This window comes from Micromonospora sp. NPDC000207, assembly GCF_040300925.1.
Taxonomy (GTDB): domain Bacteria; phylum Actinomycetota; class Actinomycetes; order Mycobacteriales; family Micromonosporaceae; genus Micromonospora.
Genome location: NZ_JBEPEQ010000018.1, coordinates 1 through 24,264, shown reverse-complemented (window position 1 = coordinate 24,264; position 24,264 = coordinate 1). Strand labels below are relative to the sequence as shown.

22 protein-coding genes are annotated in these 24,264 nt (G+C 69.5%); 10 read left to right on the top strand and 12 right to left on the bottom strand.

The genetic code is table 11. The annotated features are described in order from the left end of the window. Positions 1-42: 42 nt before the first annotated feature. Positions 43-663, bottom strand: a complete 621-nt coding sequence (locus ABT336_RS06870) for a TetR/AcrR family transcriptional regulator (RefSeq protein ID WP_350895565.1) — start codon at positions 661-663, stop codon at positions 43-45. 126 nt (positions 664-789) lie between these two features. Between ABT336_RS06870 and ABT336_RS06865 the strand changes: the two genes are divergently transcribed. From ABT336_RS06865 to ABT336_RS06850, 4 genes are all read left to right on the top strand, one after another. Further along, positions 790-1,584 (top strand): glucose 1-dehydrogenase, encoded by a 795-nt coding sequence (locus ABT336_RS06865; protein WP_350895564.1) that lies wholly within the window; start codon positions 790-792, stop codon positions 1,582-1,584. Positions 1,585-1,740: 156 nt separating this feature from the next. Continuing rightward, positions 1,741-1,896: a hypothetical protein gene (locus ABT336_RS06860; RefSeq protein ID WP_350895563.1), complete on the top strand. Its 156-nt coding sequence runs from the start codon at positions 1,741-1,743 to the stop codon at positions 1,894-1,896. 491 nt (positions 1,897-2,387) lie between these two features. Continuing rightward, complete coding sequence (locus tag ABT336_RS06855) at positions 2,388-5,078, top strand: helix-turn-helix transcriptional regulator (RefSeq protein ID WP_350895562.1); 2,691 nt, start codon at positions 2,388-2,390, stop codon at positions 5,076-5,078. Between the two features lie 2 nt (positions 5,079-5,080). Continuing rightward, on the top strand, positions 5,081-5,959 hold the full coding sequence (locus tag ABT336_RS06850) for an alpha/beta fold hydrolase (protein ID WP_350895561.1): 879 nt from the start codon (positions 5,081-5,083) through the stop codon (positions 5,957-5,959). A gap of 36 nt (positions 5,960-5,995) precedes the next feature. Here ABT336_RS06850 and ABT336_RS06845 read toward each other — a convergent pair whose 3' ends face one another. Then, positions 5,996-6,487 (bottom strand): SRPBCC family protein, encoded by a 492-nt coding sequence (locus ABT336_RS06845; protein ID WP_350895560.1) that lies wholly within the window; start codon positions 6,485-6,487, stop codon positions 5,996-5,998. Between the two features lie 450 nt (positions 6,488-6,937). Here ABT336_RS06845 and ABT336_RS06840 point away from each other — a divergent pair, with 450 nt between their 5' ends. From ABT336_RS06840 to ABT336_RS06830, 3 genes are all read left to right on the top strand, one after another. Further along, positions 6,938-7,381: a SitI3 family protein gene (locus ABT336_RS06840; RefSeq protein WP_350895559.1), complete on the top strand. Its 444-nt coding sequence runs from the start codon at positions 6,938-6,940 to the stop codon at positions 7,379-7,381. Between the two features lie 231 nt (positions 7,382-7,612). Continuing rightward, positions 7,613-8,080, top strand: coding sequence for a hypothetical protein (locus ABT336_RS06835; RefSeq protein ID WP_350895558.1), 468 nt, complete (start codon positions 7,613-7,615; stop codon positions 8,078-8,080). 96 nt (positions 8,081-8,176) lie between these two features. Continuing rightward, positions 8,177-8,365, top strand: a complete 189-nt coding sequence (locus ABT336_RS06830) for a DinB family protein (protein ID WP_350895602.1) — start codon at positions 8,177-8,179, stop codon at positions 8,363-8,365. Between the two features lie 19 nt (positions 8,366-8,384). Here the strand turns inward: ABT336_RS06830 and ABT336_RS06825 are convergent, their stop codons facing one another. Next, positions 8,385-8,687 carry an SDR family oxidoreductase gene (locus ABT336_RS06825; protein ID WP_350895600.1) on the bottom strand — a complete coding sequence of 101 codons (303 nt, stop codon included), beginning with the start codon at positions 8,685-8,687 and terminating at the stop codon, positions 8,385-8,387. On the opposite strand from ABT336_RS06825, the gene ABT336_RS06820 reads away from it, so the two are divergent. Further along, positions 8,620-9,567 (top strand): hypothetical protein, encoded by a 948-nt coding sequence (locus ABT336_RS06820; protein WP_350895601.1) that lies wholly within the window; start codon positions 8,620-8,622, stop codon positions 9,565-9,567. The genes ABT336_RS06825 and ABT336_RS06820 overlap by 68 nt on opposite strands. Before the next feature lie 5 nt (positions 9,568-9,572). Here the strand turns inward: ABT336_RS06820 and ABT336_RS06815 are convergent, their stop codons facing one another. The 3 genes from ABT336_RS06815 to ABT336_RS06805 form a co-directional block, all read right to left on the bottom strand. Then, a complete protein-coding gene (locus ABT336_RS06815) occupies positions 9,573-9,845 on the bottom strand; it encodes a hypothetical protein (protein ID WP_350895557.1) in 273 nt (90 codons plus the stop codon). Between the two features lie 97 nt (positions 9,846-9,942). Continuing rightward, complete coding sequence (locus tag ABT336_RS06810) at positions 9,943-10,869, bottom strand: IS3 family transposase (protein WP_350895556.1); 927 nt, start codon at positions 10,867-10,869, stop codon at positions 9,943-9,945. Continuing rightward, the gene (locus ABT336_RS06805) at positions 10,866-11,177 is read right to left on the bottom strand and encodes a transposase (protein ID WP_350895555.1); all 312 of its coding nucleotides are present in this window, start codon (positions 11,175-11,177) and stop codon (positions 10,866-10,868) included. Before ABT336_RS06805 ends, ABT336_RS06810 begins: the two co-directional genes overlap by 4 nt. Before the next feature lie 442 nt (positions 11,178-11,619). Here ABT336_RS06805 and ABT336_RS06800 point away from each other — a divergent pair, with 442 nt between their 5' ends. Continuing rightward, complete coding sequence (locus ABT336_RS06800) at positions 11,620-12,516, top strand: CehA/McbA family metallohydrolase (RefSeq protein ID WP_350895553.1); 897 nt, start codon at positions 11,620-11,622, stop codon at positions 12,514-12,516. A 388-nt stretch (positions 12,517-12,904) separates the two neighbouring features. Here the strand turns inward: ABT336_RS06800 and ABT336_RS06795 are convergent, their stop codons facing one another. The 6 genes from ABT336_RS06795 to ABT336_RS06770 all read right to left on the bottom strand — a co-directional run bounded on the left by ABT336_RS06795 (position 12,905) and on the right by ABT336_RS06770 (position 22,981). Beyond that, positions 12,905-14,113 carry a pectate lyase gene (locus ABT336_RS06795; protein WP_350895552.1) on the bottom strand — a complete coding sequence of 403 codons (1,209 nt, stop codon included), beginning with the start codon at positions 14,111-14,113 and terminating at the stop codon, positions 12,905-12,907. A 1,020-nt stretch (positions 14,114-15,133) separates the two neighbouring features. Continuing rightward, complete coding sequence (locus ABT336_RS06790; protein WP_350895551.1) at positions 15,134-15,349, bottom strand: hypothetical protein; 216 nt, start codon at positions 15,347-15,349, stop codon at positions 15,134-15,136. A gap of 493 nt (positions 15,350-15,842) precedes the next feature. Continuing rightward, positions 15,843-16,226, bottom strand: a complete 384-nt coding sequence (locus ABT336_RS06785) for a YbjN domain-containing protein (protein ID WP_350895550.1) — start codon at positions 16,224-16,226, stop codon at positions 15,843-15,845. Further along, a complete protein-coding gene (locus tag ABT336_RS06780) occupies positions 16,207-19,671 on the bottom strand; it encodes a helicase-related protein (RefSeq protein WP_350895549.1) in 3,465 nt (1,154 codons plus the stop codon). The genes ABT336_RS06785 and ABT336_RS06780 overlap by 20 nt, the downstream gene beginning before the upstream one ends. After that, positions 19,668-21,686 (bottom strand): phospholipase D-like domain-containing protein, encoded by a 2,019-nt coding sequence (locus ABT336_RS06775; protein ID WP_350895548.1) that lies wholly within the window; start codon positions 21,684-21,686, stop codon positions 19,668-19,670. Before ABT336_RS06775 ends, ABT336_RS06780 begins: the two co-directional genes overlap by 4 nt. Beyond that, a complete protein-coding gene (locus ABT336_RS06770; protein WP_350895547.1) occupies positions 21,683-22,981 on the bottom strand; it encodes a hypothetical protein in 1,299 nt (432 codons plus the stop codon). Before ABT336_RS06770 ends, ABT336_RS06775 begins: the two co-directional genes overlap by 4 nt. Before the next feature lie 144 nt (positions 22,982-23,125). Between ABT336_RS06770 and ABT336_RS06765 the strand changes: the two genes are divergently transcribed. Beyond that, on the top strand, positions 23,126-23,887 hold the full coding sequence (locus ABT336_RS06765) for a DUF429 domain-containing protein (protein WP_350895546.1): 762 nt from the start codon (positions 23,126-23,128) through the stop codon (positions 23,885-23,887). Positions 23,888-24,264 lie beyond the last annotated feature (377 nt).

Genomic DNA, 24,264 nt, shown 5'->3' with positions numbered 1-24,264 from the left:
AGGCAGCGGCCCCTGCGCCAGGGTCCTCGCCTTCTGCCGCGTTCAGGGCCGGTATCGGGCGATCATGGTTTCCACCGCCTCCGCCACGGCCCGCTCGATCGCGGGGGGCTCGGGCGCCCAGTCGGTGAGCAGGAGGGTAGGCCAGAAGGCGAAGTTGGAGATCATGCCGAGGAACTGGGTCGCCGCGAGGGTGGGGTCCTCGACCTTCGCCGAGCCGGCGGCGTGTGCGGCCGTCAGGTATCGGCTTACCGACTCGAAGTAGGGCATCTTCCCCTGGCTGAACTGGGCTTCCCCGAGTTCGGGGAAGCGTGGCAGCTCGGCGATGACGATGCGGAACAGTGCTGTCATTCCGGGGCGGGTGAGCAGTTCGACGTACCGGTGACCGATCGCGGTCAGGCCGGCCCGCAGGTCCTCGACGGACGGGTCCGGGCCGCCGGGGTCCTCGACCCTCCAGGATTCGGTCACGATGGCGTCGAAGAGTGCCGCCTTCGTGGGGAACTGTTTGAAGAGGGTCGCCTTCGACACCCCCGATGCCTCCGCGATCCTGGCCAGCGAGGTGCTGTCGTAGCCGGAGGTCAGGAACAGACCGGTCGCGGCCGTGAGGATGGCCGCGCGCTTCTCCGCTGCCACGCGTCGGTGGTACGCCGAGGGTTCGGTGCTCATGGGTCCCAGTATGCCCGCTGGCGAGGTGAGTCACTTGACTCACCTCTGCCCGGGCCGGTAGCTTCCGGTGGCGAGGTGAGTCGGTCAGCTCACCTGCCAGCCAGCCAGCCAGCCGAAGGGGTAGAAATGACACGCTTCACCCACCAGACCGCCCTGATCACCGGGGGTACCGGCGGACTCGGCGAGAGCCACGTACGGGCCTACCACGCCGAAGGCGCGAACGTCGTCGTCGGCAGCACGGCGGGTGGCCTGAGCAAGGCCACCCGGCTCGCCGCGGAGCTGGGCGAACGCGCCCTCGCGGTCCACCTCGACGTCACCAGCGAGGACGACTGGACCGCCGCCGTCACCGCCACCGAGCAGGCCTTCGGCACGCTGACGATCCTGGTCAACAACGCGGGCGTCCAGAACTGCGCCACCACGATCGAAGCCACCGACCAGGCCCGCTGGGACCGCACCTTCGCGATCAACGTGACCGGCCAGTTCCTCGGCATCAAGACCGTCACCCCGGCGATGCGGCGGGCCGGCGGCGGCTCCATCGTCAACATCGGATCCACAATGGGGTACGGGGGAACCGCCCTCTACGCCTCGTACGTCGCCAGCAAGTGGGCGGTCAGGGGCCTGACGTCGAGCGCCGCCCTCGAGTTGGGACGCGACAACATCCGGGTGAACGCCATCCACCCCGGTGTCATCTCGACCAAGCTGATCCACGAACCGGCCGCCCCCGGCGAGCCGCCCATCTCGGACTTCTACGACCCTGCGCCGTTCGCGATCCCCCGCCTCGGCGTCCCGGCGGACGTGAGCGCGGCACTGCTCTACCTCACCTCACCGGAGGCATCGTTCGTGACCGGCACCGAGCTGGTGCTCGACGGTGGCCTGCTGCTCGGCCCGGCGCTGCCGGCGGGCGTCGCCGAGGCCGCCTGAGGGAGACCACCCGGCCACGTGACAAGCGGGAGCAGGCGACCGGACGCGGACATTGCAACCAGGAGAACCACGGCACTATCGGTGCGGGCGACAACTACCCGTTTGCCACAGCCAGCGGGTGGGAAAGTCCGACACATGTCTATATGGAGCCGGTTCATGAAGAGGCGCAGCAGAAAGATCGAACAGCAACGCAACGAGGCCGTGGCCAGGGCGATGTCCCGTGGCGCCACCCCGGGAGAGGCAGCAGCAGCCGGAGACCGCGCCGCGCGTGGTGACACCGCCGCCACCGTGATGCGTATCAACAACATCTGACGGGGTGTGCGGCCGGGGCGACGCCGTCTCGGCCGCACACCGCCGACCACGCCGACCTCGACCAGCCCGGCCGGCCCGGCCTCGGCGTGGTGTCGACCTCCGCCACCCGTGGCCACCGTGCAGCGCCGAACTCCAGCAGACGATGAGCTCGTACCTCAGGGCCGAAGACGACCTGGACGCCGAAGCCAGGACCCTCCTCGATCGGGGACGGCTGACCCGCGAGATGGTCCAGAACACCGGGGGCTCGATCTGAGAGAACTCAGCCGTACCGTCGAGCTCCCGACCCGGGGCTGAGGGGCGGTGGGGACTGCCAGGAGTCGCGTGGTCCCAGACGATCCTGTGATGGACATCGTCGTCGCGTCTTCCTCACCGAGCCGACCCACACCGGTCGACGAACGCACGCACCTGCGCTGACGGTCGAGGGTCGGCCAGGCCCCGACGACGTGGTCACTCCCGTCTGCGGAGAAGTCCCCTGCGTACAGTGGGTGTCCGTGCTCTACGGCAGATCAACGGAAGTGGGCGTACTCGACGGGGTGGTCGCCCGGGCTCGGGACGGTTCCGGCGGCGCTGTGGTGGTGCGGGGTGAGGCGGGCGCGGGCAAGACGGCGCTGCTCGACGCGGTGGCCTCGCGGGGCGGCGCGATGCGCGTGCTCCGGGCCACCGGCGTCGAGTCGGAGTCCGACCTCGCGTTCGCGGCGCTGCACCAGGTGCTGCGGCCGGTGGCCGATCTTGTCGACGCGTTGCCCGAGCCGCAGTCCGACGCGGTGCGTGCCGCTCTGGGGTTCACCGCCGGTGGGGTCGGGGACCGGTTCCTGCTGGGTGCCGGTGTGCTGTCGCTGTTGGTCGAGGCCGCCGTGCCGGACGGGCTGGTCGTGGTGGTCGACGACCTGCAGTGGGTCGACATGGCGTCGGCCGACGCGCTGCTCTTCGCGGCCAGGCGGTTGGGTACGGAGCGGATCGCGATGGTGTTCGCCGTGCGCGGGGACCTACCGGTCAGGGGGGTCCCGCTGACGGTGGAGGTGGGTGGCCTACCCGAGTCGGTGGGGGTCGAGCTGTTCAGGTCCCGCCACGGTGCGGTGCCCGACCCGGTGGTCCGGGAGTTGGTGGCGCTGACCCGGGCGAACCCGCTGGCTCTGCGTGAGATCGGTGACCGGTTGACGCCCGCGCAGCTGGGCGGCCGGGAACCGCTGCCCGACCCGCTGCCCGGTGGTGGTCGACTCTTCGGTGACCGGGTGGCCGCGTTGTCCGCCGAAGGCCGGTTGGTCGCCCTGGTCGCGGCGGTGGAGGGTGACGTCGGTCCGGTCCTACGCGCGGCCGACCGGTTGTTCGCCGAGGAGAGGGTACGGCCCGACGAGCAGGCCGGTCGGGTGGCGTTGGCCGAGTTGGAGGGCAGCGGGCTGGCCGGGGTGTCCGGTCCGACCGTGCAGTTCCGGCATCCGCTCGCCCGGTCTGCGGTGTACGAGTCGGCCGCCCCCGCCGACGTCCGCCGGGTGCATGCCGTCCTGGCGGAGGTGACCGAGGGTGACCGGCGTGCCTGGCATCTGGCCGGTGCCTCCCTGGGCGAGGACGAGGAGGTCGCCGCCGCGTTGGTGGCCGTTGCGGAGCGGGCGCGTGACCGAGGTGGGTACGGCACCGCTGCCTCCGCCCTCGCCAGGGCCGCCGGGTTGACCCCCGACCCGTACGTGCGGGCCGCCCGGTTGAAGGACGCGGCCGTCGCGGCGTGGCTCGGCGGCCGGTCGGGGCAGGCGGAGTCGTTGCTGGCCGAGGCGCGGGAAGAGGCCGGTGGGGACCCCGCCCTGGCCGTGGAGATCGCGCACCTGCGGGGTCGGTTCGAGTTGAACTCGGGTGACGCCGCCGAGGCGGTCCGGATCCTCGCGGCCGGCGACAGCCTGGACATGCTTGCCGACGCTGCGGAGGCGGCCTCCTACGTCGGTGACACGGCGACGATCGTGGCGGTCGGCCGGAGGGTCGCGGCTTACCCGGAAGGTTTCCTGCGGGACACGGTGGCCGGGATCGGTCTGACGGTGGACGGTGACGTCGCCGGGCCGGGCCTGCTGCGGCGGGCGTTGGCGGGGGTCGACGAGGGCAGGGACGCGGCGGGGTACCTGTGGGCTGCGGCGGCGGCCAGCCAGCTGGGCGAGTCGGACCTGGCGACGGAAATGGCGACCCGGGCCGGTCGGGTGGCCCGGATGTCGGGGATGACCGGGCAGCTGCCCGTGGTGTTGGAGTTCGTGGCAACGGCCGAGCGCATCAGCGGGCAGTTGGCCCGTAGTCAGGCCATCTCCGAGGAGGGGCTGGCGCTGGCCCGGGAGGCCGGGTACGAGAACACGGTGGCAGCGCACCTGGCGAACCTGGCGGTGGTGGCGGCGCTCCGTGGCGACGAGGAGTCGTGTCGGCGGCAGGCCCGGGAGGCGTCGGCGATCGCCATCCCCCACCGGGTGGGGCTGCGGGCGGGGGTGGCCGCGTACGCGCTGGGGTTGCTCGACCTGTGCCTGGGCCGTCACGCGGCGGCGCACGACCGGTTCACGGCCCTCGCCGCGGCGGGTCCGGGGGCGGGGCATCCGAGCGTGGTGTGGCGGACGACGCCGGATCGTGTGGAGGCGGCGGTGGGCGCTGGCGACGGGGCGGGCGCGCGGGCAGCGCTCGACGGGTACCGGCGGTGGTCGGCGCACGCCCGGACGCCCGAGTCCCGGGCTCTGCTGGCCCGCTGCCGGGGTCTGGTCGACTCGTGCGAGGACGCCCTCGGTGAGGCGCTGCTGTTGCACACCAATCCGTTCGAGGCGGCCAGGACGGCATTGTTGTTGGGGGAACGGCTGCGTCGTGGGCAGCGGCCGGGTGAGGCGCGGGCCCACCTGCGGCGGGCGGCGGAGACGTTCGAGCGGGCTGGTGCGGTGCCGTGGGGGCGGCGAGCGCGGGAGGAGTTGCGGGCGGCGGGTGAGAGTGGGCAGGCCCCTCCCCCGGCGGTGTTGGACGCGCTGACGCCGCAGGAGTTGCGGATCGCGGGGCTGGTAGCCGACGGGTTGTCGAGTAGACAGATCGCGGCCCGGCTCTTCCTCAGCCCGCGTACTGTCGAATATCACCTGTACAAGATGTATCCGAAGTTGGGCATCGGCTCCCGTACTGACCTGGCGCGACTGGTAGTTCTACAGAAGGCACCCGGCGGGGAGGGCGACATGCTGTGAGCATGCAGAACGTGAACCTTTGGAGCGAGGAGTTCGGTGCCGAGACGGACCCGCCGATCCTGTTGATCATGGGGTCGATGTCGCAGGGCGTCCTGTGGCCTGACGAGTTCGTGGGTCGCCTGGCCGCCGGGGGCCGTCGGGTCATCCGGTACGACCACCGCGACACCGGCCGGTCGGACACCGTCGACTTCGCCGCGCAACCGTACTCGTGGAACGACGTCAAGGACGACGTGTACCGCGTCCTGGACATCCACGGGGTGCAGAGCGCCCACCTGGTCGGCCATTCGGCGGGCGGGCTCCTCGGCCAGCTCGTCGCGGTCGAGCGGCCGGAGCGGGTACGGTCCCTGACCGTCATCGCCTCCTCCCCCCTCGGCGGCGGTGAGGGTCAGGTGATCGTGCGGGCCCTGACCGGGCAGCCACAGCCGCAGGGGAGCCTGCCGGAACCGGCCCCGGAGTTCGTGGACCACTACCGCACACTGATGTCCGCCCCGCCGCCGGAGGGTCGGCGGGCGCTGGTCGACGGCATGGTCGCCGAGCAACGCGTACTCCACGGCACCGGGCTGCCGTTCGACGAGGACGCGACGCGTCGGCTCCAGGAGCGGATCTACGACCGGGCCCGCGACCTGTCGGCGTCGGCGAACCACCGGTTGGCAGCGATGGCTGACCCGGACTTCGAGCCGGTCGGGGTGCTCGATCAGGTAAGGGTGCCCACGCTCGTCGTCGAGGGCAGCCACGAGCCGGTCAAGCCGGGACACGGCGCGGTCATCGCCGAGCGGATCCCGGGTGCGCGGCTGATGGTCGTGGCGGGCATGGGACACACCCTGCCGCCCGAGGTCCACGAGGAGTTGACCGACGCCATCCTCGCGCACACCGCCGAGTGACCCACCGGCCGCCGCCGACGGCTGACCGCCCACGGGTCAGCCGTCGGCTTCGCGGACGTCCCTTCCCTGTTCGGCGAAGGCCTTGAAGTCCTGCATGTGCTGTTGTGACTGCTTGCGGAACGCGCCGGGCATGAGGAGCCCCACCAGCTTCATCGGCAGGCTGCTGAACCGGAACTCGCTGTCACTCACCCAGAGCGTCGTCTCCGGACCGGCTTCGGTCAGCCGATCGCGTACGGCGCTCCACATGCCCGCGCCGACGGTCTCCCGGTCGAAGTGGACGACGACGTCGGTGGGGATCCCGTGCAGGTCCGCCGGGTCCCGGCGGGTGATCGTCTCGGTGAGCTCCATGGTGCTCTTCCCGGACTGCATCACCACCCGGGACGTGGTGCCGACCTGTCCGTGTGTCCCGTTCACGGGCTCGTGCAGCACCATGCCGCGCAGCCACTTCGGCAGGTGTGTCGGGTCGGCGAGCAGCTGGACCACTTTCTCCCGCGGCAGGGCGATCTCGATCGAGTTGGTGTACTTCACGGCGCGAATTCCTTTCCAGGATGGGTGGGCCGGGGCTGTGTCACGCTCGCCTGGCTGACGGATCAGGGCTCGCCGGCGTCGAGCCCTGATCCGGCCGGCCAGGCGGGCTCCTCGGCGGCCGGAGTCCGAGTTGCACGGCTGCCCGGGCCAGCTCGGTTCCCAGGGCGTCGAGACTGTCCCCAGAAGTGGCGGAGCCGGTTCAGCCAGGCGTCGACCTCGCTCAGCGCCGTGGGCTCGACGGTGTGGCTCCGGCGAGCCCTCTCAGCCCGTACCGACGCAGACCCCCTGTGCATGACCAGGAACCGTACCGGCTGCCACTTATATAAGTCAAAGCTGAGATTCGGGCGAGGCGGCCGACCGCACGGGCCACAGGACATCTTGGCAGCCGAGGAAGTAGGGCAAGCTCGATCAACAGCACCAGGTTGTGCCGAGACGAGTAGAACCGACACCGTGAGCTTCGGCTACCGACTGACCCTGGCAGGCGACATCCCCCTACACCAGGTGGCAGAGCTCGTCGGCTCCCACGCCGTCGAGACCACCTCTCCAGCCGGAACCCGTCTCCTCACCGTCGACCGCTACGACGAAGACGGGTACCTGATCAGCATCACCTCGGGCCGCCACGGTTACTACGACGCCGAAGACGACGACACCCACTGGGAGTGGGAGCCCGAGCAGTACGTCGACATCAGCTTCGACATGCACACCGACGACCTCGTCGACAAGGGCATCCCCAACATGGTGGCGACGGTGACCCGCATCCTGACCGGCCGGCACGAAGACGCGGCACTCGTCCAGAACGGCAGCCATCTGCTGCTGACCCGTACCGCAGGCGTCGTCCGCAGGCACCGACCAAGCTGGTGGGACCACTACCACCTGAACCACCCCATCACCTGACCGTCCACCGCCCCAGTGACCACCACCAGCGCGGACATGGCCGCTGCTGTCAGGCCGGCGGCGGTGACACCCCATTGACGCCGGACGTCCCGGAGGGGTACACCCTGTTCACCGAGGTACCCGCGGTGACCGCCGCCTTGGGCGTCTCGCTCCAGACCTCGTGACCGGTCACCGGCGCGGTGGGGCGGAAGCGCCCGCTACGCCGGCACACCCGCAGGATGGGAGACGAGAATGGCCGTCCGGATCACCATCGCCGTCGGTGCTCTCGGCAACCTGGCGGCAGTCCTCTGGCTGCCGTGGGCCGGCTACGGCACCATCGACATACCGCTACACCGATTCCCGGGCTGGACCTTCCACGTCGCCGCCGTCACCGTCCTGTACGGCGCGGCGCTGTGGGCGTTGCTGCGGCCACCCGCCCGCCGTGCCCTTCCTCTCGCGGTCTGCGGGGTGGCCGGACTGGTCGCGGCCGGTTCCGCCGTCACCATCGCCAGCCGGTACGACGACCCGACCAGCCTGTTCGACGGCATCTTCCCGGCGATCCTGCCCGCGCTCGGGTCGGGTGGGCCGGTCGCCGTCCTGTCAGTGCTCGTCAGTCTGGCCGCGCTCGCCGTCCTGGCGGCCCGGACGAGTGACACGCCGACTCGTACCGCCGACCTGCCCCGGCGTCCCGGCACCGTCGCACGACAGCTGGACGGGTAAGCCCTGAACGTCCTTCGCCGCCCCCGAACGTGAAGTCGACGTCGACCACCGCCGGTGGCACACCACGCGCGCGGCACATCAGGAAGACTGACGGACATGGCTGACCCCGGCGACACGAACGCTGTGCTGCACGACTACCTCCGGTCGGCCCGCGAGGCCCTGCTCTGGAAGCTCGACGGGCTCACCGAACGTGAGGCAAGACTGCCCCGGATCGCGACTAACCCGGACCGCGACTGGCCCGCCTACGTCGCCAAGCTGACCAGCATCGCCGACCGCTTCTCATGATCGCCCCACCCGGCCACGGTCAGATGGTGAAGCCGCCGTCGACGTCGACCGTCGCCCCGGTGATGTAACGCCCGCCCGGACCGGCGAGGAACGCCACCGCAGCAGCCACGTCATCCGGCTCCGCGTACGGACCGGTCGGCGTAGCCCTGCGCGTACGGCGGACGCCCTTGCTCGTGGTGCCCGGCGCCACCTCGGCCGTCTCGTTGGCGACTGAGTCAGGACAGAGCGTGATCCGTACGCCTAGGGTCGCGGCTATGCAACCGACCCCCGGCGCCGCCCAGGACAACCAGGCAACCCCACCGGCGCACCCGGCGTTGACCACGCGCCTCACCCAACTGTGCACGACTTACCAGGTGGTCGCCGACGCCGTGGCGTCAGTCAACGCCGGCCAGCCCACGCCGCTGCGCGTCGGGCTCTTCGACACCCAGGTCGGCAGCGACTACCTACCGGCCGCCAACATGATCGTCCTCTCGGCCAAGTACGCCGGTGCGGCGCTCGGCGTCATCGCCGACAAGCTGATCCTCTACCGGCTGGCCGTCTGCCTCCACCAGCTCCCCGTGAACGTGAACGACCCGGTCGCCCTCCAGGCGTTCAACACGCGACAGGAACACCTGTGGCGGCTGGCGAACCCGGCACCGGGACCCGTACCTCCGGGGATGCTCCGGTTCTACCAGGGCACCAACCGGGACAACTTCTACTCCGGGCCGACCAGCATCTGCGTCGTGGGACTCGACCCCAGCAAGGCCGGTGGTGCCATCGGTTGCAAGCGGTGGGAGAAACACATCGTCGCCGCGGAGTCCAAGGACCAGGGTTGGCACACTGTCACGCTCAGCTTCGACGTGGCGCTCTCCTACGCCCGCCAGCACACCGAGTGGGCCATGGGGATGAAGGAGCACGAACCCGCCCTCTTCGACGTGACCGACTTCGGCGGTCTCGTGCTCAGCTTCGACGTGCCGGAGGCGAGTGTCACCGGCAACGACCGGTGGCGACAGGACAAGAGTGGTGACAGCAACAACTTCCAGACCACGGACGCGATCGCGCCGGGGCAGATCCAGGTGGTCGAGCCGTTGGCCGTCCCCGGGCCGTTGACGAAGGTAGCGCCGCCGCCCATGGCCGCCCAGATCCCAGCGGTACAGCGGCAGGCAGCCGCCGCGCAGGGCACCGGCACCAAGCGCCGGGTCTATCCGACGAACTTCTCCTGAGAACTTCAGTCGTACGGGCCAGGAGCATCTTCGCCGGTCCAGGACACGCCGCTGGGGCGTCGTCCGGTGGTGGCGTACTCGATGATCAGGTCTCGGGTGGTGCTGGTGTCGATGGCGATGCGCAGCGTCGGCTGGTCGGCGGGACCCATGGTGAAGGTCTGTCCGCACCCGCCGTGCGGCATGATCGCCTCGATCTGCTCGTCGAACCTTCGCCCGGCTTTCTCGGCGGTGACCAGGTCGTACGGGTGGCCGTGGTAATCGCGCAGCTGCAGGGTCATGGGCGGGTGATCCTCATCCCGTGTCCGGGGTACGTTCCGTGCCACCAGGTGCCTCCGCCGTCACGGGTGAGGTTCCCCCGGTTTGCCGGAGGGTTGGTTACCTGGCGCCGGTGGGCTCAGGCTGAACGATAGCCGTCTCGTCTGGTTGTGCCTGGTGGGTGTGCCAGGCGGTTTCGTACTCGTCTGGGGATCGCCAGCCGAGGTCTTTCTGGATGCGGCGGGTGTTGTACCAGCCGTCGATGTAGGCGAAGATCGCGTTCTCCGCCTCGTTCCGGGTGCGCCACGAGTTGCGGTAGACCAGTTCGATCTTCAGCGTCGACCAGAAGTTCTCCATCAGGGCGTTGTCGTACGAGTCGCCGACCGACCCCATCGACGGCAGGATCCCGTTGTCGGCCAGGCGTTGCGCGAAGCGGAACGACGTGTAGTTCGACCCCCTGTCCGAGTGGTGGATCAGGTGGCCGTCGCGGACATCGCGCGACCAGATGCCGTATTCCAGGGCACCGAGGATCAGGTCGGTGTCGCAGCGGTCGGAGCACCGCCAGCCCACGATCCGGTTGGAGAACACGTCCCGCACCGCGGCGAGCCAGAACACGCCCTCACCGCAGGGGATCCGGGTGGCGTCAGCGACCCACAGCCGGTTCGGCGCCGCTGCCGTGAACTGCCGGTTGACCAGGTCCGGTGCCGGTGTCGCCTTCGGGTCCGACCGGGTCGACGGGATGCGCCACTTCTTGCGCAGGAACGCGCCCTGCAGGCCGGCGGTGCGCATCAACCGCTCCACCCGCTTGCGGCCGACCCGGTGGCCTTGGCGACGCAACATGGCGTGCACTCTCGGGCTGCCGTAGGTGCCACCGGAGACGTCGTGGATCTCCGCGATCTCCACCGCCAGTTCGGCGTCCTCGCGCCGCCGGACGGACGGGTTCGCGGCCTGGGTGAGCCAGCCGTAGTAGGTGGAGGCGGCCACGCCGATGACCCGGAGGACGGGCTCGACCCCGAAGCGGTCGCGCAGCTCGTCGACGAGCGTCATGACCGTCGCCGGGTCGGGTCGAGTTCCGAGGCGAAAAAAGCCGAGGCGACCTTCAAGATCTCATTCGCCCGCTTCAGCTCGGCGTTCTCCCGCCGCAGCCGCCGCAACTCCTCCAACTCCCCACTGGTCGGCCGATCATCATGCCGGCCGTGGTCGGCTTCGTCCTGGCGGATCCAGTTGCGCAACGCTTCGTGATGCACCCCAAGCTGCCGCGCCAGCTGGCGGATCACGGGCTTGGGGTCCGACTCCCGATACAACCGCACCGCACGTTCACGCAGCTCATCGGGGTACTTCTTCGGTGCTGCCACGGATGACTCCCTTCAGCTCCATCAGAGCATGATCGAAAGCCTCCGAGCTACCGGGGGAACCTCACGGGCGACCACCCGGCCGGTGGCTGTCACGTCAGGTGCGCTCCGGCTCTGATCGCTGACGGCCACCGCCGAGGTGTGGGCTTTCACGATCACTGGAGCGCTTGATGCTTGAGTACGTGGCCCAGGGAAGCAAAGCGGTAGAACCGAGGAAGAGACTCACATCCAGATCGAGGATTCCCCCAACCCAGAGCAAAGGCGACAGAGCCCAGAGCGCAAATCCCACACCTGCCAGAATCCAACCGGTCCTCGTCACCATCACGCCCCTATCACTCGTACAGGAAACATACGCCCTTGACTGTCCGACCGAGGCCAAACACGACCAGCCATGACCCCATTCCCGTTGGATGGAACGAGGACACGTGACCGACCGGTGCCGCCCGTGATCAACCTGACCTTCCGCCGGCCCGGCCGCTTCTGGAGAGGGAATCTCCACACCCACTCGAACCTTTCCGACGGGGCGCTGCCGCCCGAGGAGGTCAGCCGTCGCTACCAGGAGGCCGGCTACGACTTCCTCGCCATCACCGACCACTTCCGAGCCAAGTACGGCTTTCCGCTCGCAGACACCCGTGAGCTGCGCTCCCCCGGTTTCACCACACTGTTGGGCGCGGAGCTGCACCCGCCGCGGACGGAGTTCTCCTCGGAGTGGCACATCCTCGCCGTCGGGCTGCCACTGGACTTCCCACCGCCCGAACCCACCGAGGATGCAGCCCAGCTGGCACGCCGGGCACGAGCAGCCGGCGCATTCGTCGGCATGGCCCACCCGGCAGCCTCACTGCTCACTGCCGTCGACGCGGAGAGCCTGGATGCCGCGCACGCCGTCGAGGTCTACAACGCACTCGCGGCTCGCGAGGACCGCGGTGACAGCTGGCATCTGACCGACGTCCTCCTCAATCGGGGGCACCGGCTCACCGCGTACGCGGCCGACGACGCGCACTTCCAGCCCCAAGATCCGCCGGGCTGCGCGGCCTGGGTTCAGGTACGTGCGGAGTCCCTCGCCCCCGAACCGCTGCTCGCCGCGCTCAAGGCCGGCCACTACTACTCAAGCACCGGCCCCGAGCTGCACGACGTCCAGGTCGACGCGGGATTCGTCACGGTCACCTGCTCGCCCGTCAGCAAGGTACTGGTCACGGGAGGCAACCCCGGTGCCCAGGTGATTCACGGCGAGGCTCTCCAGGAGTGTTCTCTGCCCCTGACGATGTTCAAGCGTGGTTGGTGTCGAGTCACGGTCGAGGACTCCGCCGGACAGCGCGCCTGGACCAATCCGATCCATCTTTGAGCCGGCATCGACCCAGAAGGGGAACCATCGTCATGCTCTGGCCCGCGCTTCGGGTGCTCTCCCAGGGGTTCCTGACATCGACCGACGAAATCGTCATCGTCGTAATCGGTGGTCTTGTGGTCGAGTTCCATTGCTGATCCGGCTGTCTCGCCACGGGCAAGGCAGGGCTGGCGCAGACAGGATGAAGCGCTTCAGCCCCGTCCGCCCATCGCCAAGCCGCTTGGGAGAATGCCACGGCAGCAGCCTGATCCCCCGCCGCCGAGACAGCAGCGGCCAGCACGTGGCCGGGGTGTGGATGTGGAGACCACCGGTGCAGCAGACCCTGAAGGGGCACCCGCCGCCAGGCGGGTGCCCCTTCGTGAACAGGCGTGTCCAGTGCCTACCGGAACTACCGGAAGGTCACATCACTTCTGTTGACCTTGCAGTTGGCGTCGTTCCAGCCCTCACCGAGGTAGTCGGGGTCGCCGCTGCCCTTGGGCACACCCTTGTACTTGCCACAGATGGTGGCCGAGCCGATCACGACCACACGGGTGATCGTCGCGGTGTCGTTCCAGTTGCTGTTGATGCCTGCGAGCATGTCGATGTCGTCGACGAGGACGTTGTCGATACGCGCGTGGCGGGTGTGCGAGGTGGTGCAGTTGCCGCAGCCGCGGTACAGCTTGCCGGACCCCTTGAGGTAGAAGCCGGAGATGTTGACCGTGCCGTTGCCGTTGTGCTGGAAGGTCTTGTCGCTGCCGTTGCGCGCGCCGCCACCGATGACGTAGGAGGTACCGCCGTTGGTCTGTTTGAAGGTGGCGGCGTCCTCACCGATGTCGTTCCACCACACGTTGCGCAGGGTGCAGGTGCCTTCGCAGTGCACGCCGTCACCTGCGGGGGAACCGAGGATGACGTTCTGCAGCGTGCCACCGTTGGCGATCTTGAACATCGGGTCCTGCGACTCGCCCTGCCCACCGTCACCGATGCAGCAGTAGGTCTTCATCCCGCCGTCGAGGAAGCTGGGGACGTTGACCGTGCCCGAGATGCTCACCGAGCCGGTCGACGACGGCCAGGCACCGGTCGGCGTGCCCGGGTTGCCGGTCGGGCCGGGCGTCGGGCCGCTGGTGGGGCCAGTGGTCGGGGTCGGGTTCGATCCGCCGCTGGAGTACGTCTCGAGTTCGGCGATCCGAGGAGTGCCGGACGCGCTGGTGATGACGAAGGAGATCTTCTTCAGCGAGGCCGAGGAGAAGTTGATGGTGCTCGGGGCGCTGCTGCCGCTGGCCAGGACGGAGCCCGTGTCGTGGTTTTTGAGCTGCCAGCCGCTGATCGAACCGCCGCCCGAGGCCTGCTTGATGACGGCCGAGGACACCGTGGTGGCACTGCTCCACTTGACCGAGACCGTGCCGGTTGAGCCGCTCGGCGACCAGTAGGTGCTGGCGTTGCCGTCGATGACGTTGCCGTAGCTGGTACCACTGGCCTTGCTGGAGCCGTCGGCACCGGCACCGAGGCTCAGGTTGGTGGCGGCCGAGGCGCTGGGAATCTGCAGCGCCAACACGGCGACGGCACCTGCGACCACAGTGGCACTGCAGGCCAGCCACCGCCTGGAGACATTACGTCTCATCCGATGTCACCTCTCAGACATAGCAACATGGCACGGGAAAGCGCTTTCCACTAAAAATAGAGACTAGTCGATGATGAGGCAAGGGTCACAGTCAATACGTGCAGGATGATACCAATAGTCCGAATTTGCCTTAAGGGGTAGCGCCTCTCGGGTTACGAACTCGCCCCACTGTGGTTTCCGATCACCGCTGACGAGGTATCGGCGCTGGCTCGTCCAGGCTCGAACACCGGGCGCAGCGGACGGCGGGGCGGGTGGGACATCGGCGGGCATCACGGTGTGACCATCCAGGGCGGAGGACCTACAGGGCCAGCAGCTCGGCATCACCCGACTGGCCGACTACCGCAGACCGACGGAGCATGGCGTGCCGCATGCGCTGGGAGCCCTCCACGACTCCAGGAGATCGACACCGTTCCGCCTCACCACGAGGGCGCGGACCGATCCCACCACAGGTCGGTCCACGCTCTTTCATGGTGCATGGCCCCCTCGACATCGACCGGCCCTCCCGGCGACTCCCGGGCTACCCGATGGGCGCCTGACGCGATGCCGGCCTGGTCGTCGCGGCGGTGGGCGTGGTCCTACGGGCTCGTGCAGGTCAGCGCTGGTGTCGTGGGGGTACCGTTCGCGAGCGGCAACTTCCCTCGACAGCGCAGTCAACAGTGAACCTCACCGGCCCCGCTGACGACCACATTCACCTTCGGGGTCAACCGGAATATGTAACCCAGTTCACGACAACACGCCCGAGCGCGCCATCTGCCAGAAATGGCGAACACGCCGAACACAACGCTCGGCGGTGATCTTTCCGTCCCGACTGGACTGAGCCAGACCTCCCGGGGGACACCCCGCGTGCTCCCAGAACTTCGCTTCCGACCCGGAGTTGATCTCCGTTTTACCTGGTCGGGACGGCCGGATTCGAACCGACGACCCCTTGACCCCCAGTAGTCCGGTGGCCCAGCGACATGCACGCGCACGTTCGTCCAGGTCACGTGAAGCATAAACTACCCGAGTAAAGGAGTCGCGCGATCACCTGCTGCCAACCCAGTTGCCGCTGACTGGTGCGCCAGCCAGCGCCTCCTCTCGAAAAACGGAAAGATCGGCTTCAAGATCGACAATGCTTCCCATGTCACTCACACCGGCACGCACAGCCTCGAATGCGTCAAGCACCTGGAGTGCATCCTCTACGTCATCCCGATCTACTTCACAATGGAGGTTACCCATGAAGTAGATGTCGATAAACAATTGAGTAGACCCACCTATCTTGAGTCCGACCTTCCTCATCCCTGCGGAGAGGCTCGACCGCCGCGCCGAGCTATTCGGCGTTCAGTCGAAAGTCACTCCTGATAACGCCATACTCAGCGGGCACCAACCAGCAGCTGTAGCGGCGACCCAGCAAGGTGGACTCCTCGACCTGCAGATTGAATGCCAACATGCTGGCGTCAGTCCTACAAACCACCGAGTCGGAGCCCTTCTCTCGAACTTCCGCGAGCCCACCACGCCTACCGACTACGACGTACTCGACCCTCTTACCAAGAGCCTCTCCCCGATCGGGACTACCAGCACCATGCCGATCATCAAACGCCTTCCCACAAGTTCCACAGGTCGGTGAGTCCGCCACCTCCGGATTCTCCATCAACCGTCCTCCAGTCACCCGGCTCCATCTGATGCTGCGCTCCGCGCCCGCAGGGTGACAGAGAACGACACGGTGCGAGCTCCGATCCTCACGGAGAGCATGTCAACGCCGGTCTGTGCCGGTCAGGTGGAACTCGTACCGGTCCGCCTCACGGGCGACCGCGCGAACGACGGTTTGGAAGACGTCGGCGGTGAGGCCGTCCTTCGGGGTCCATCCGTGGGCGACCAGTCGGCCGTCGGCGTCGATCCGGAAGCCCACCAGCCTGGTGTGGCGGTTCCGCTCCCACGCTTCGCGGTAGAGGCGGTCCCACTCCTGCACGACCTCGGCGTCGGCGACGACGGCGGTGAACAGGTATCCGTCGGGGCCGTCGTGGACGTGGACCGCGTGCGATCGTCCGTTGGCGAAGGAGACCTTCACCCGCCGCCCCCTGGGACGTAGGTCGTCGGCCTGGCAGAGCTTCCGCCAGTCATCGCGTATGCCGAACATCCCGCTCCAACTCCGTCCTGAACTCGGTGAGCAGTCGATCGCGGTCGGGGAGGTGTTCCCGTTCGAGGGCGTCGGCGAGGGTGGTGACCCGCCGGATCAGGGCGGCGATCCGGGGCGGGTCGGAGGTCGGGGTGGTGAGCAGGACGTCTTCCTCGACGGTGACGTCGTAGCTGCCGCCGCGGGCCTCGATGGTGCCGAGCCGCACCGGGATCTCCGCCGACGACCTGGCCAACTCCTCCCACTGATCCTCGGTGCCGATGCGCCCGATGGGGCTCACGCACCGGACGAGGAGGTGCGCCTGCTCCCGTTCCATTTGCAGGCTGAACGGCTGGTGCCGACCGCCGTCGAGTACCGCCGTGCCGAGGAGGGTGCCGTCACCGGGCTGGTTCCGCTCCCAGTCGACCGCGAGGTGCGGCAGAGTCCTGCGGGCCACCGTGTTGAAGCGTTCGAGCTGCTCGGCGGCGAGTGTCTCGTCCACCGCCAGGGGCCGGTCCTGGCCGTCGAGGTGTGCGGGGCGCACGGGGAAGGCGGTGGAGAGCGGTTCGGTCGGCGGTGGGGGGACCTCCTGGTCGAGCAGCGCCTCCCGGTTGACGTCGAGGTAGCCGTCGCCCGTGGTCGGCATGATCAGGCCTTCGTGCATCAGTCGGAGGAAGTCGTTCATCCTGCGGAGTACGCGGCGGGCCTGGAGGCGTTCCACGGTGTCGGCGAGGTGGGGGTAGTACACCTGGAGCAGGTCGTCGCCGTGCGCCGGGCCGTCCAGGGCGGTCAGCCGGCGTTCGCTCTCGGAGCGGACCCGGTCGATCCGTCCGATCCGCTGCTCGATCGCCGACGGGGTCCAGGCCAGGCCGTAGTGGTAGACGCGGGAGCAGAAGGTGTGCAGGTCCTCCCCCTCCTGCAGGAGGTCGGTGCAGATCAGCACGAGGGGGTATCCAGGCAGTCGGAACTGCTGCACCTGGCGCTTGTTGACCCGGCCGGACATCCCGGCGACGGGTTCCTGGGCGGTGAGGAGTCGACTGACGAGGGCGCGTGCCTCGCGCGGGTCGACCCGCCGGGCGTCGGGCAGGTTGGTGTCGAGGATGAGGTCGTGGTGTTCGGCCAGGGCGGCGAGTTCGTCCAGGCCCGTCCACGGTCGGGTGCCGGGTGCGGCGGCTGCCTGGCTGTCGAGTTCGTCTAGGTAGGCGGTGATCGCCACCCCCGGTCGGTCGATCGCGGCGGCGGGGTCCAGCGTCGGCAGGTGGTCGGTGATCACGGCGTACAGGTCGAGGAAGGCCTGCCCGAGGCGGGCGGCGGCGGAGAGGACCTGCGCGCGCAGGTGCTGCTGGCGGAACGACTCGCCCGGGTCCTCGGCGGTGGGCTCCGGCCAGATCAGCTCACGGAGCCGCTTGCGTCGGCGGAGTTCGGTGAAGAAGGTCCTGGTCTCCAGCAGGTCCGGGTCGGCTTCCGCCGAGACGGCGCGGCGCTTCTCCGGGTAGTACAGCTCCCGCCAGATCGTCTCGGCGCGTACCTGGTGGGGCCCCTCGCGGTGGGCGAGCAGGTCGAGGGCGGCGGCCTGGACGGCCTCGAACCTGGCGGCGCGGGTCGCCTGCTTCGCCTCGGTGAGGTAGTGGCGGGACTGCTCGCGGATGAGCCGGTCGACCTTGTCCCGTTCCTGGCCGAGGGCGCGGGCCAGGGCGTCGGCGACCTGTCCTGGTTCGGCGTCGAGCAGCGCCATGACGTGGTTGTCGTCGAAGAAGGTGCCGAGCGCGCCGCCCTGGTTGCGGAACCGGCTCTGGACGGTGGCGCCGCTGACGATGCCGGTGGGTCCGGCGCCCCGGAAGAACCAGGCGAAGAAGGTGTCGTGGCCGCCGGTGTCGTCGTCCTCCCGCACCTGCTCCCCCAGGGTGGGGGCGGTCGAGTCGCGCAGGGACCGGAGTCGGCGGAACTCGGTGACGGCCTTATCCAACGCCGGTCGGTGCCGTTCGTGCAGCCGGGTGCGGAGCCGGTCGACGAGCCAGTCGCTGTACTCGTCGTCGAGTTTGCGCTTGAGTTCGGCGACGGAGGCGACCCGGCGGACGAAGACCAGCCCCTTGCGGCCGTCGCGCCAGGAGGTGGCGAGGGTCCGGACGAGGGCGTCCATCTTGGGGTGCGGCAGTTCCCGGCCGAACCGCTGGTGGTGGTCGCGGGCCAGGTCGTTGAGCATCGGCACGTCGATGCCCTGCCGTTCGGCCGCGTCGGCGGCCTGCCCGGCGTCGTCGAAGTTGCCATCGACGGCGTCGTCGGCGGGGTCGTCGGGATCGCCGGTCGCGGTCGGTTTCTTCGCGGCGCTGGTCTCCAGGAACGATTCGAAGGACGCCAGCATGCCGACCTGGAACCGGGTGCCGAACCGCTCGTCGTCGATCAGTTCACTGACCTTCTTCTGGACCAGTGCCACGGTCAGTCGCTGCCGGTCGTCGGTGATCCGGATCGGCTGGTCGTGCTCGGTGACTCCCCCGCCGCGCCACTCCCGCCGGTAGAGGTTCTTGGTCAGTCGCCGCCCGGCCACCTCCAGCGAGGTCACCCGGCGGATCAGGAACTCCCCGGCCACCTCCCGCCGTTGCTGCTCGCCGGCCTCCGGGTCCCGCAGGAGCCGGAAGGGTTCGGCCAGTCCGAAGACGTCGAGCTGGTTCCACAGCTGCCGGTAGTCGTCGTCCACCGGTGTCGCGGAGAGCAGCAGTACCTTGCCGGCGCGCGGGCCGTACGTGTGGCGCAGGCCGGGTTCCACGTCGGGGTGGTCGCGGCCGAGCACGGTGGCCAGTACCCGGTTCCGGGAGGAGGCCTGGGGGCCCCAGCCGTGTTTGAGGTTGTGCGCCTCGTCGACGATCACGAGGTCGAAGTGGGGCAGGGCGGCGTTGATCGCCTGGGCGAAGCGGTCCTTCACCCGCTCCGCGCCGGCCCGCAGGTCGACCAGGTCCTCGGGGAGCCACGGCACCTGCACCCGCAGCCGGTCACGCAGGTTGCGGCGCTGCTCGGGGTCGCGGCGCATCGGCAGGCTGAAGCTGGGGAGCCGGACGAAGAAGTCACGGTCCGGGCCGACCGCCGTCTCCTCCAGCAGTTCGATCAGGCTCCGGCAGTGCACGAGCGATCGGGCCGGCAGCCCACCCGGCATCCGTACCCGCAGGTCGTCGAGGCGCACGTTGTTCTTGGTGAAGAGGCCCTGTTCCCGCTGCCACTTCTGTTGGATGTTCTCCCGTGGTGCGATGACGAGCACCCGCAGGTCCGGGGTGAAGTGGCGGAGCAGGGCGACCACGCCGAGCGCCACGTAGGTCTTGCCCATGCCGACCTCGTCGGCGAGGTAGGCGATCCGGTGGCGGTGCAGGATGTTGTGCAGGGCGACGGCCCCGTGGAGTTGGTCTTTCGCCAGCTGCGGGTTGTGGATCATCCGGTTGAAGTCGAGGAGTTGCGCGGCGGTGCCGACGGTGAGCATCATGCGGTGGTCACCGCCTGCTCGTCGAGGAACCGGGGCTCGTACCAGTCCAGGAACTCGGTCATCTCGGCGTCGTTGCGGGCGATCAGCTGCTCCCGCAGGACGGACTGCACGGTGAGCCCCTGCTCCAGACGGGCGACCCCGACCGGGTCCGACGCCCAGAAGTCGGGATGGTGGCGGCGGACGCGGTCGGTGAGCTGTCGCGCGCAGAGCACCATGAGGTACCGCTCCAGCGGGTCGCCCGCCGTCTCGTCGGCCGTCCGCTCGACGAGGACGGGCAGCGAGTCGTACTTGGCGCCGAACATCCGGAACCGGGCCGCCTCCACTCGCCGGGGGTCGAGTTCGCCCCGGTCGTGGTCGAGGGCGTCGCGCACCGTACGGCCCAGTGCCGCGAAGCCGTGGAAGATCCCGGCGAACCGATCGAAGACGGTTTCCGGGGGTGACTCCGGCGCCAGCCCCTCCCCCGGCCCGCGCAGCGCCTCACCACGCAGCCCCACATAGGCGTTGCGCTGCTCCGGGGTGAGCATCGACCAGTAGCGCAGGATGTCGGCCGGGCTCAGGTCGAGCGGGATCGACGGGCGGTGTGCCATCCCGCTCTCGTGGACGAGGACGATTCCGCGCCGGTCGCTCGCGACGGCGGTGAGGAAGCTGGTCTCGCGGAGCCGCTCCCGCAGGGTCGCCGCGTCGTGGCCGGTCAGCGCCGTCCAGACGGCCCGCTGCAGCGGGCCCACCTCGAAGAGGTGCACCCCCCGGTCGTACACCTGGACGGGCGGGCTGTCGCCCGGACCGTCCCACAGGAGTTCCGCCTGCCCGGACGCCCAGTCGTACCGCGCCAGCACCGGCAGGTAGCCCTGGTCGACGCCGTCGTCCTCGCCGACCGGTTCCGTGAACGACGGCGGCTCCTCGATCGCCTCCAGCCAGAACCCCGGCCGCTGATCCCCGGTCACCTCGGACAGCACCCCGCTCTCGACGTTGCCGCCGCGTGAGTGGGCCGGGTTGGTGAGGTTGAACGACCCGACGAGGGTGACCTCCCAGTCATCGGTGAAGAAGCGGTACACCTTCGCGTGCACCGTCCGTTGCGCCGCCTGCGCCGGTTGACCCGCCTGTCTGCCGCCCCGGGCCAGGACTCCCTTGGGCAGCCGCCCCCACTGGCCGCCGCGCTCCAGCACCCAGTCGTAGAGCGTCCGGCGGCACCGGGCCTGGCCGTTCTCCTCGGGGAGCAGCACCCGCCACCTGTTCGGCTGGAAACGGTCGATCAGGGCTTCGAGTGGCGCCGAGGCGTCCGCCTCGTCGAGGTACGGGGAGAGCACCTCCAGGTCGGCGTGGCGCAGCCACTCGCCGGCGACGGCGTCGAGCTGGTCGACCAACGACTCTGTACCCTGCTGCCCGTTGTGGAGGAAGTGCGGGTACATCCGGCCGTTCGCCGTGCGGTGCTGGAGCGGTCGCACGGTGCGGAGCAGGCCGAGGATGTCGTCGACCGCCGGGTGGCTGCCGAAGTGCTTCCCCAGGTTCCGCAGGTGCCGGAGGAACCGCTGCACCTCCGGTGCGGTCCGCGAGCGGCCGGACTCGGCGATCTCCTCCAGGTGGGCGCACTCGACGTTCTCCCACCAGCCCGCCTGGGTCAGGTTCGCCGAGGCGGTGAGCACCACCAGGGCGCGTTCCTGCGTCGAGGTGTCCCGCACCAGGATGAACGCGTTCTTGGGATGGAAGTAGCCGGTCCGGGGCCGGACCGGGATCCGCCCCACGTCCAGGCAGGCCGTTCCGTCACCGGTGACGAGCGCGCGCGGGTCGTAGTAGACGGCGACCCGGCCGGCGAGTGGGCGCAGCGCCTCCTCGAGCTGGGCCCGCCGGATCTGCCGGTCCTGGTGCAGGTGGACGTCGAAGAGGGCCGGCAGGATCTCCCGCTCGAAGAAGCCGGGATCGAAGCGGAAGGTGCAGAAGACGGCGGCCAGCACCTCACGACCGTTGATCTGCGCCCGGAGCGCCTCGGTGAGTACCTCCCGGGGAATCCTGCTCACGCCTCGCCCTTCCCGATCGCCGCCAGCACGGACCCCAGTGACGGGATGAAGTACGGGTACCACCACAGCTCCGGGATGCGGTCACCGGCGGGCAGGTCGGCGGGTTCGTCGCGGAACCGGACCCGCAGCTGGTCCTGAGCGGTCACCTCCAACCAGGCGAGCGCCCCACCGCGTTCCCGCATCACCGTGCCGTTACGCTCGGCCAACACCCTGACCAGCTGCGGGTAGTCGCCGCCGAGGAGGGCCTCGGTGATGCGGGCCCACTCCGGGCCGGGCAGCACGGAGGCCGCGAGGGGGTCGACCGAGTCGAGGCGCGCACCGCAGGTCGCCCGCAGGTCGGCCGCCACCCCGTGCAGGTGTGCGCCGTTGCGGCTGAGCAGGTAGCTGAAGGTCAGGGAGGCCGGCGCGAGGACCGACTCGCAGGCGATGACCCGGCGTACCAGGTCGGCGACGTCGCCCCACCCGCGCGTCTCGGCGTCCTCGGCGATCGCGGTCAGGTACGGCCGGGAGGGCCAGACGGAGTCGGCGGGTCTGGCTTCGAGGAGCAGCGCGAACCTGCGCTGCCGCCCCTCGGTCGGATCGGCCGGTCCGCCCTCGACCAGGTGGTGGCGGTAGAAGTCGACCTCCCGCTGCGACAACACCGGGTCTAAGACGGCCGCCACCGACTCCCGCTTCTCGGTCGCACCCAGATCGAACAGCACCCGGTCCCGCCGCAGCTCCCGGAGAAGGTGGCGGGCATCCCTGCCCCAGCCGGCTTCGAGTCGCGGGAGGTGGACGGCGTCGACGAAGGCCGCCGCCTCCGGGGTGAGTCGCGTCGGGCTTCCCGGGGCGACGAGTCCCGACGCCCGCGCCGGGGCGGTGTAGTTACCCAGCAGCCCGTCAGTTCGCTGGTTGCTGAGAATCTGGTACTCCGGATGCGCCGACAGGTGCACCTTGCCGCCGGTACTGCCCGCCTTCGCCGCCCGCGCCGCGATCCGCTGCCGGCCGAAGAACCCCCGGTGACCGCGCAGGTGCCGCACGTACGCCGCCATCTGCTCCCAGATCAGAAAGGCGTCCGTCGGGCTCTCCGACTCGTCGGCACCGGCGAGCTCGGCCAGCCGCAACCCGACGAGCAGGGTGGTGAATCCGGCAAGGGAGTCCGTGACGGTGGTGAGATTGCCGATGAGCGGCCGACCCGCCGCCGACCAGGCCGCCTGCGCCCCCAGGCCGTCGCGCGACCCCTTCACGCGGGCACGAGGATCCACATCGGTCAGGAAGATCGCCACGGCCGCAATCATCATCAACGAAGAATCCACCGCCCATCCTCCACACCGACACAGATTGTGAGCGAACCGCGTGCAATGCCGACCCGCTCGCCCCGACCGCCATCGGCGAGACGACCGGTCGCCGACCGACGGAGAAGACGGATGGGCACCCGTCCCGCCCGGTAGGTTGGGCGGATGTTGACGGTGGGGATCGACCTTGCGGCGGGAGACGCCGACACCGCCGTGGCCTGGATTCGATGGACCGGCACCACCGCCGTCCTGGAGGAACTGGTCATCGGAGCCGGCGACGACGAGCTTCTGCGGGCCGCGTCGGCGGCCGACAAGGTGGGGATCGACTGCCCCCTGGGGTGGCCGCAGCCGTTCGTGGAATTCGTCGTCGCCCACCAGCGTGGCGACCTGGTCACCCCCACCGACCTGATCGGGCGCGACTGGCGCCGGAGCCTGGCCTGGCGTCGCACCGACCTGGTGACCCATCAGGTGATGGGCCGTCCCCCGTTGAGCGTGGCCGCGGACCGGATCGCCCACACGGCTATGCGGTGCGCCAGCCTCTTGGCGCGGCTCACCGCAGCCGGGCAACCCGTGGACCGCAGCGGCGGCGGGACCCTCGTCGAGGTCTACCCGGCGGCATCGCTGAAGCAGTGGGGCCTGCCGCACCAGGGATACAAGGGGCGGCGCAACAACGGGGCACTCAACGACCTGATGGACCGGCTGACGGCCGCGACGCCGTGGCTGCTACTCGGCGACTTCGAGGCGGTGTGCCGGCGCAGCGACCACGCGGCGGACGCCGTCGTCGCCGCCCTCACCGCACGTGCAGCCGCCATCGGACACGCCACCCGCCCCGGCGCCGCTGACCTGGTCACTGCCGCCACCGAGGGCTGGATCGCCCTGCCGACCACACCACTCACCGGCCTCAACACCACAAGCGCGCAAGGGTGACAGAGACCGCGACGGTCAACCGGCGGCCAGTCCGAGGGCTCGTCCGGCAGGTCCGAAACATCCACCCAGCCGGGGACCACATCGCCGAGGTCAACGGCTGCGCCGGTCCGCCCGACGATGGCTGGAAACCCGGCCACCGTTCCACGGACCCGCGTTCCCGAAAACTCTAGAAGCCTGATAGCGGACTGAGTACCGCCGCCTGGAAAACCAGTCGATCATACTCTTCGTCTGACACGGCATCGGTGCGACTCAGCCTAAGGGACGTCTCGTAACTCGGCTACCGGTCCATGGTGGATCATGTTGGGGTGCAGGTGATCTCGGCAGCTCGCCCGGAGTGGATCGTCCCGTTCACCGGGCTGCAGCCCGTCCAGTTCCGG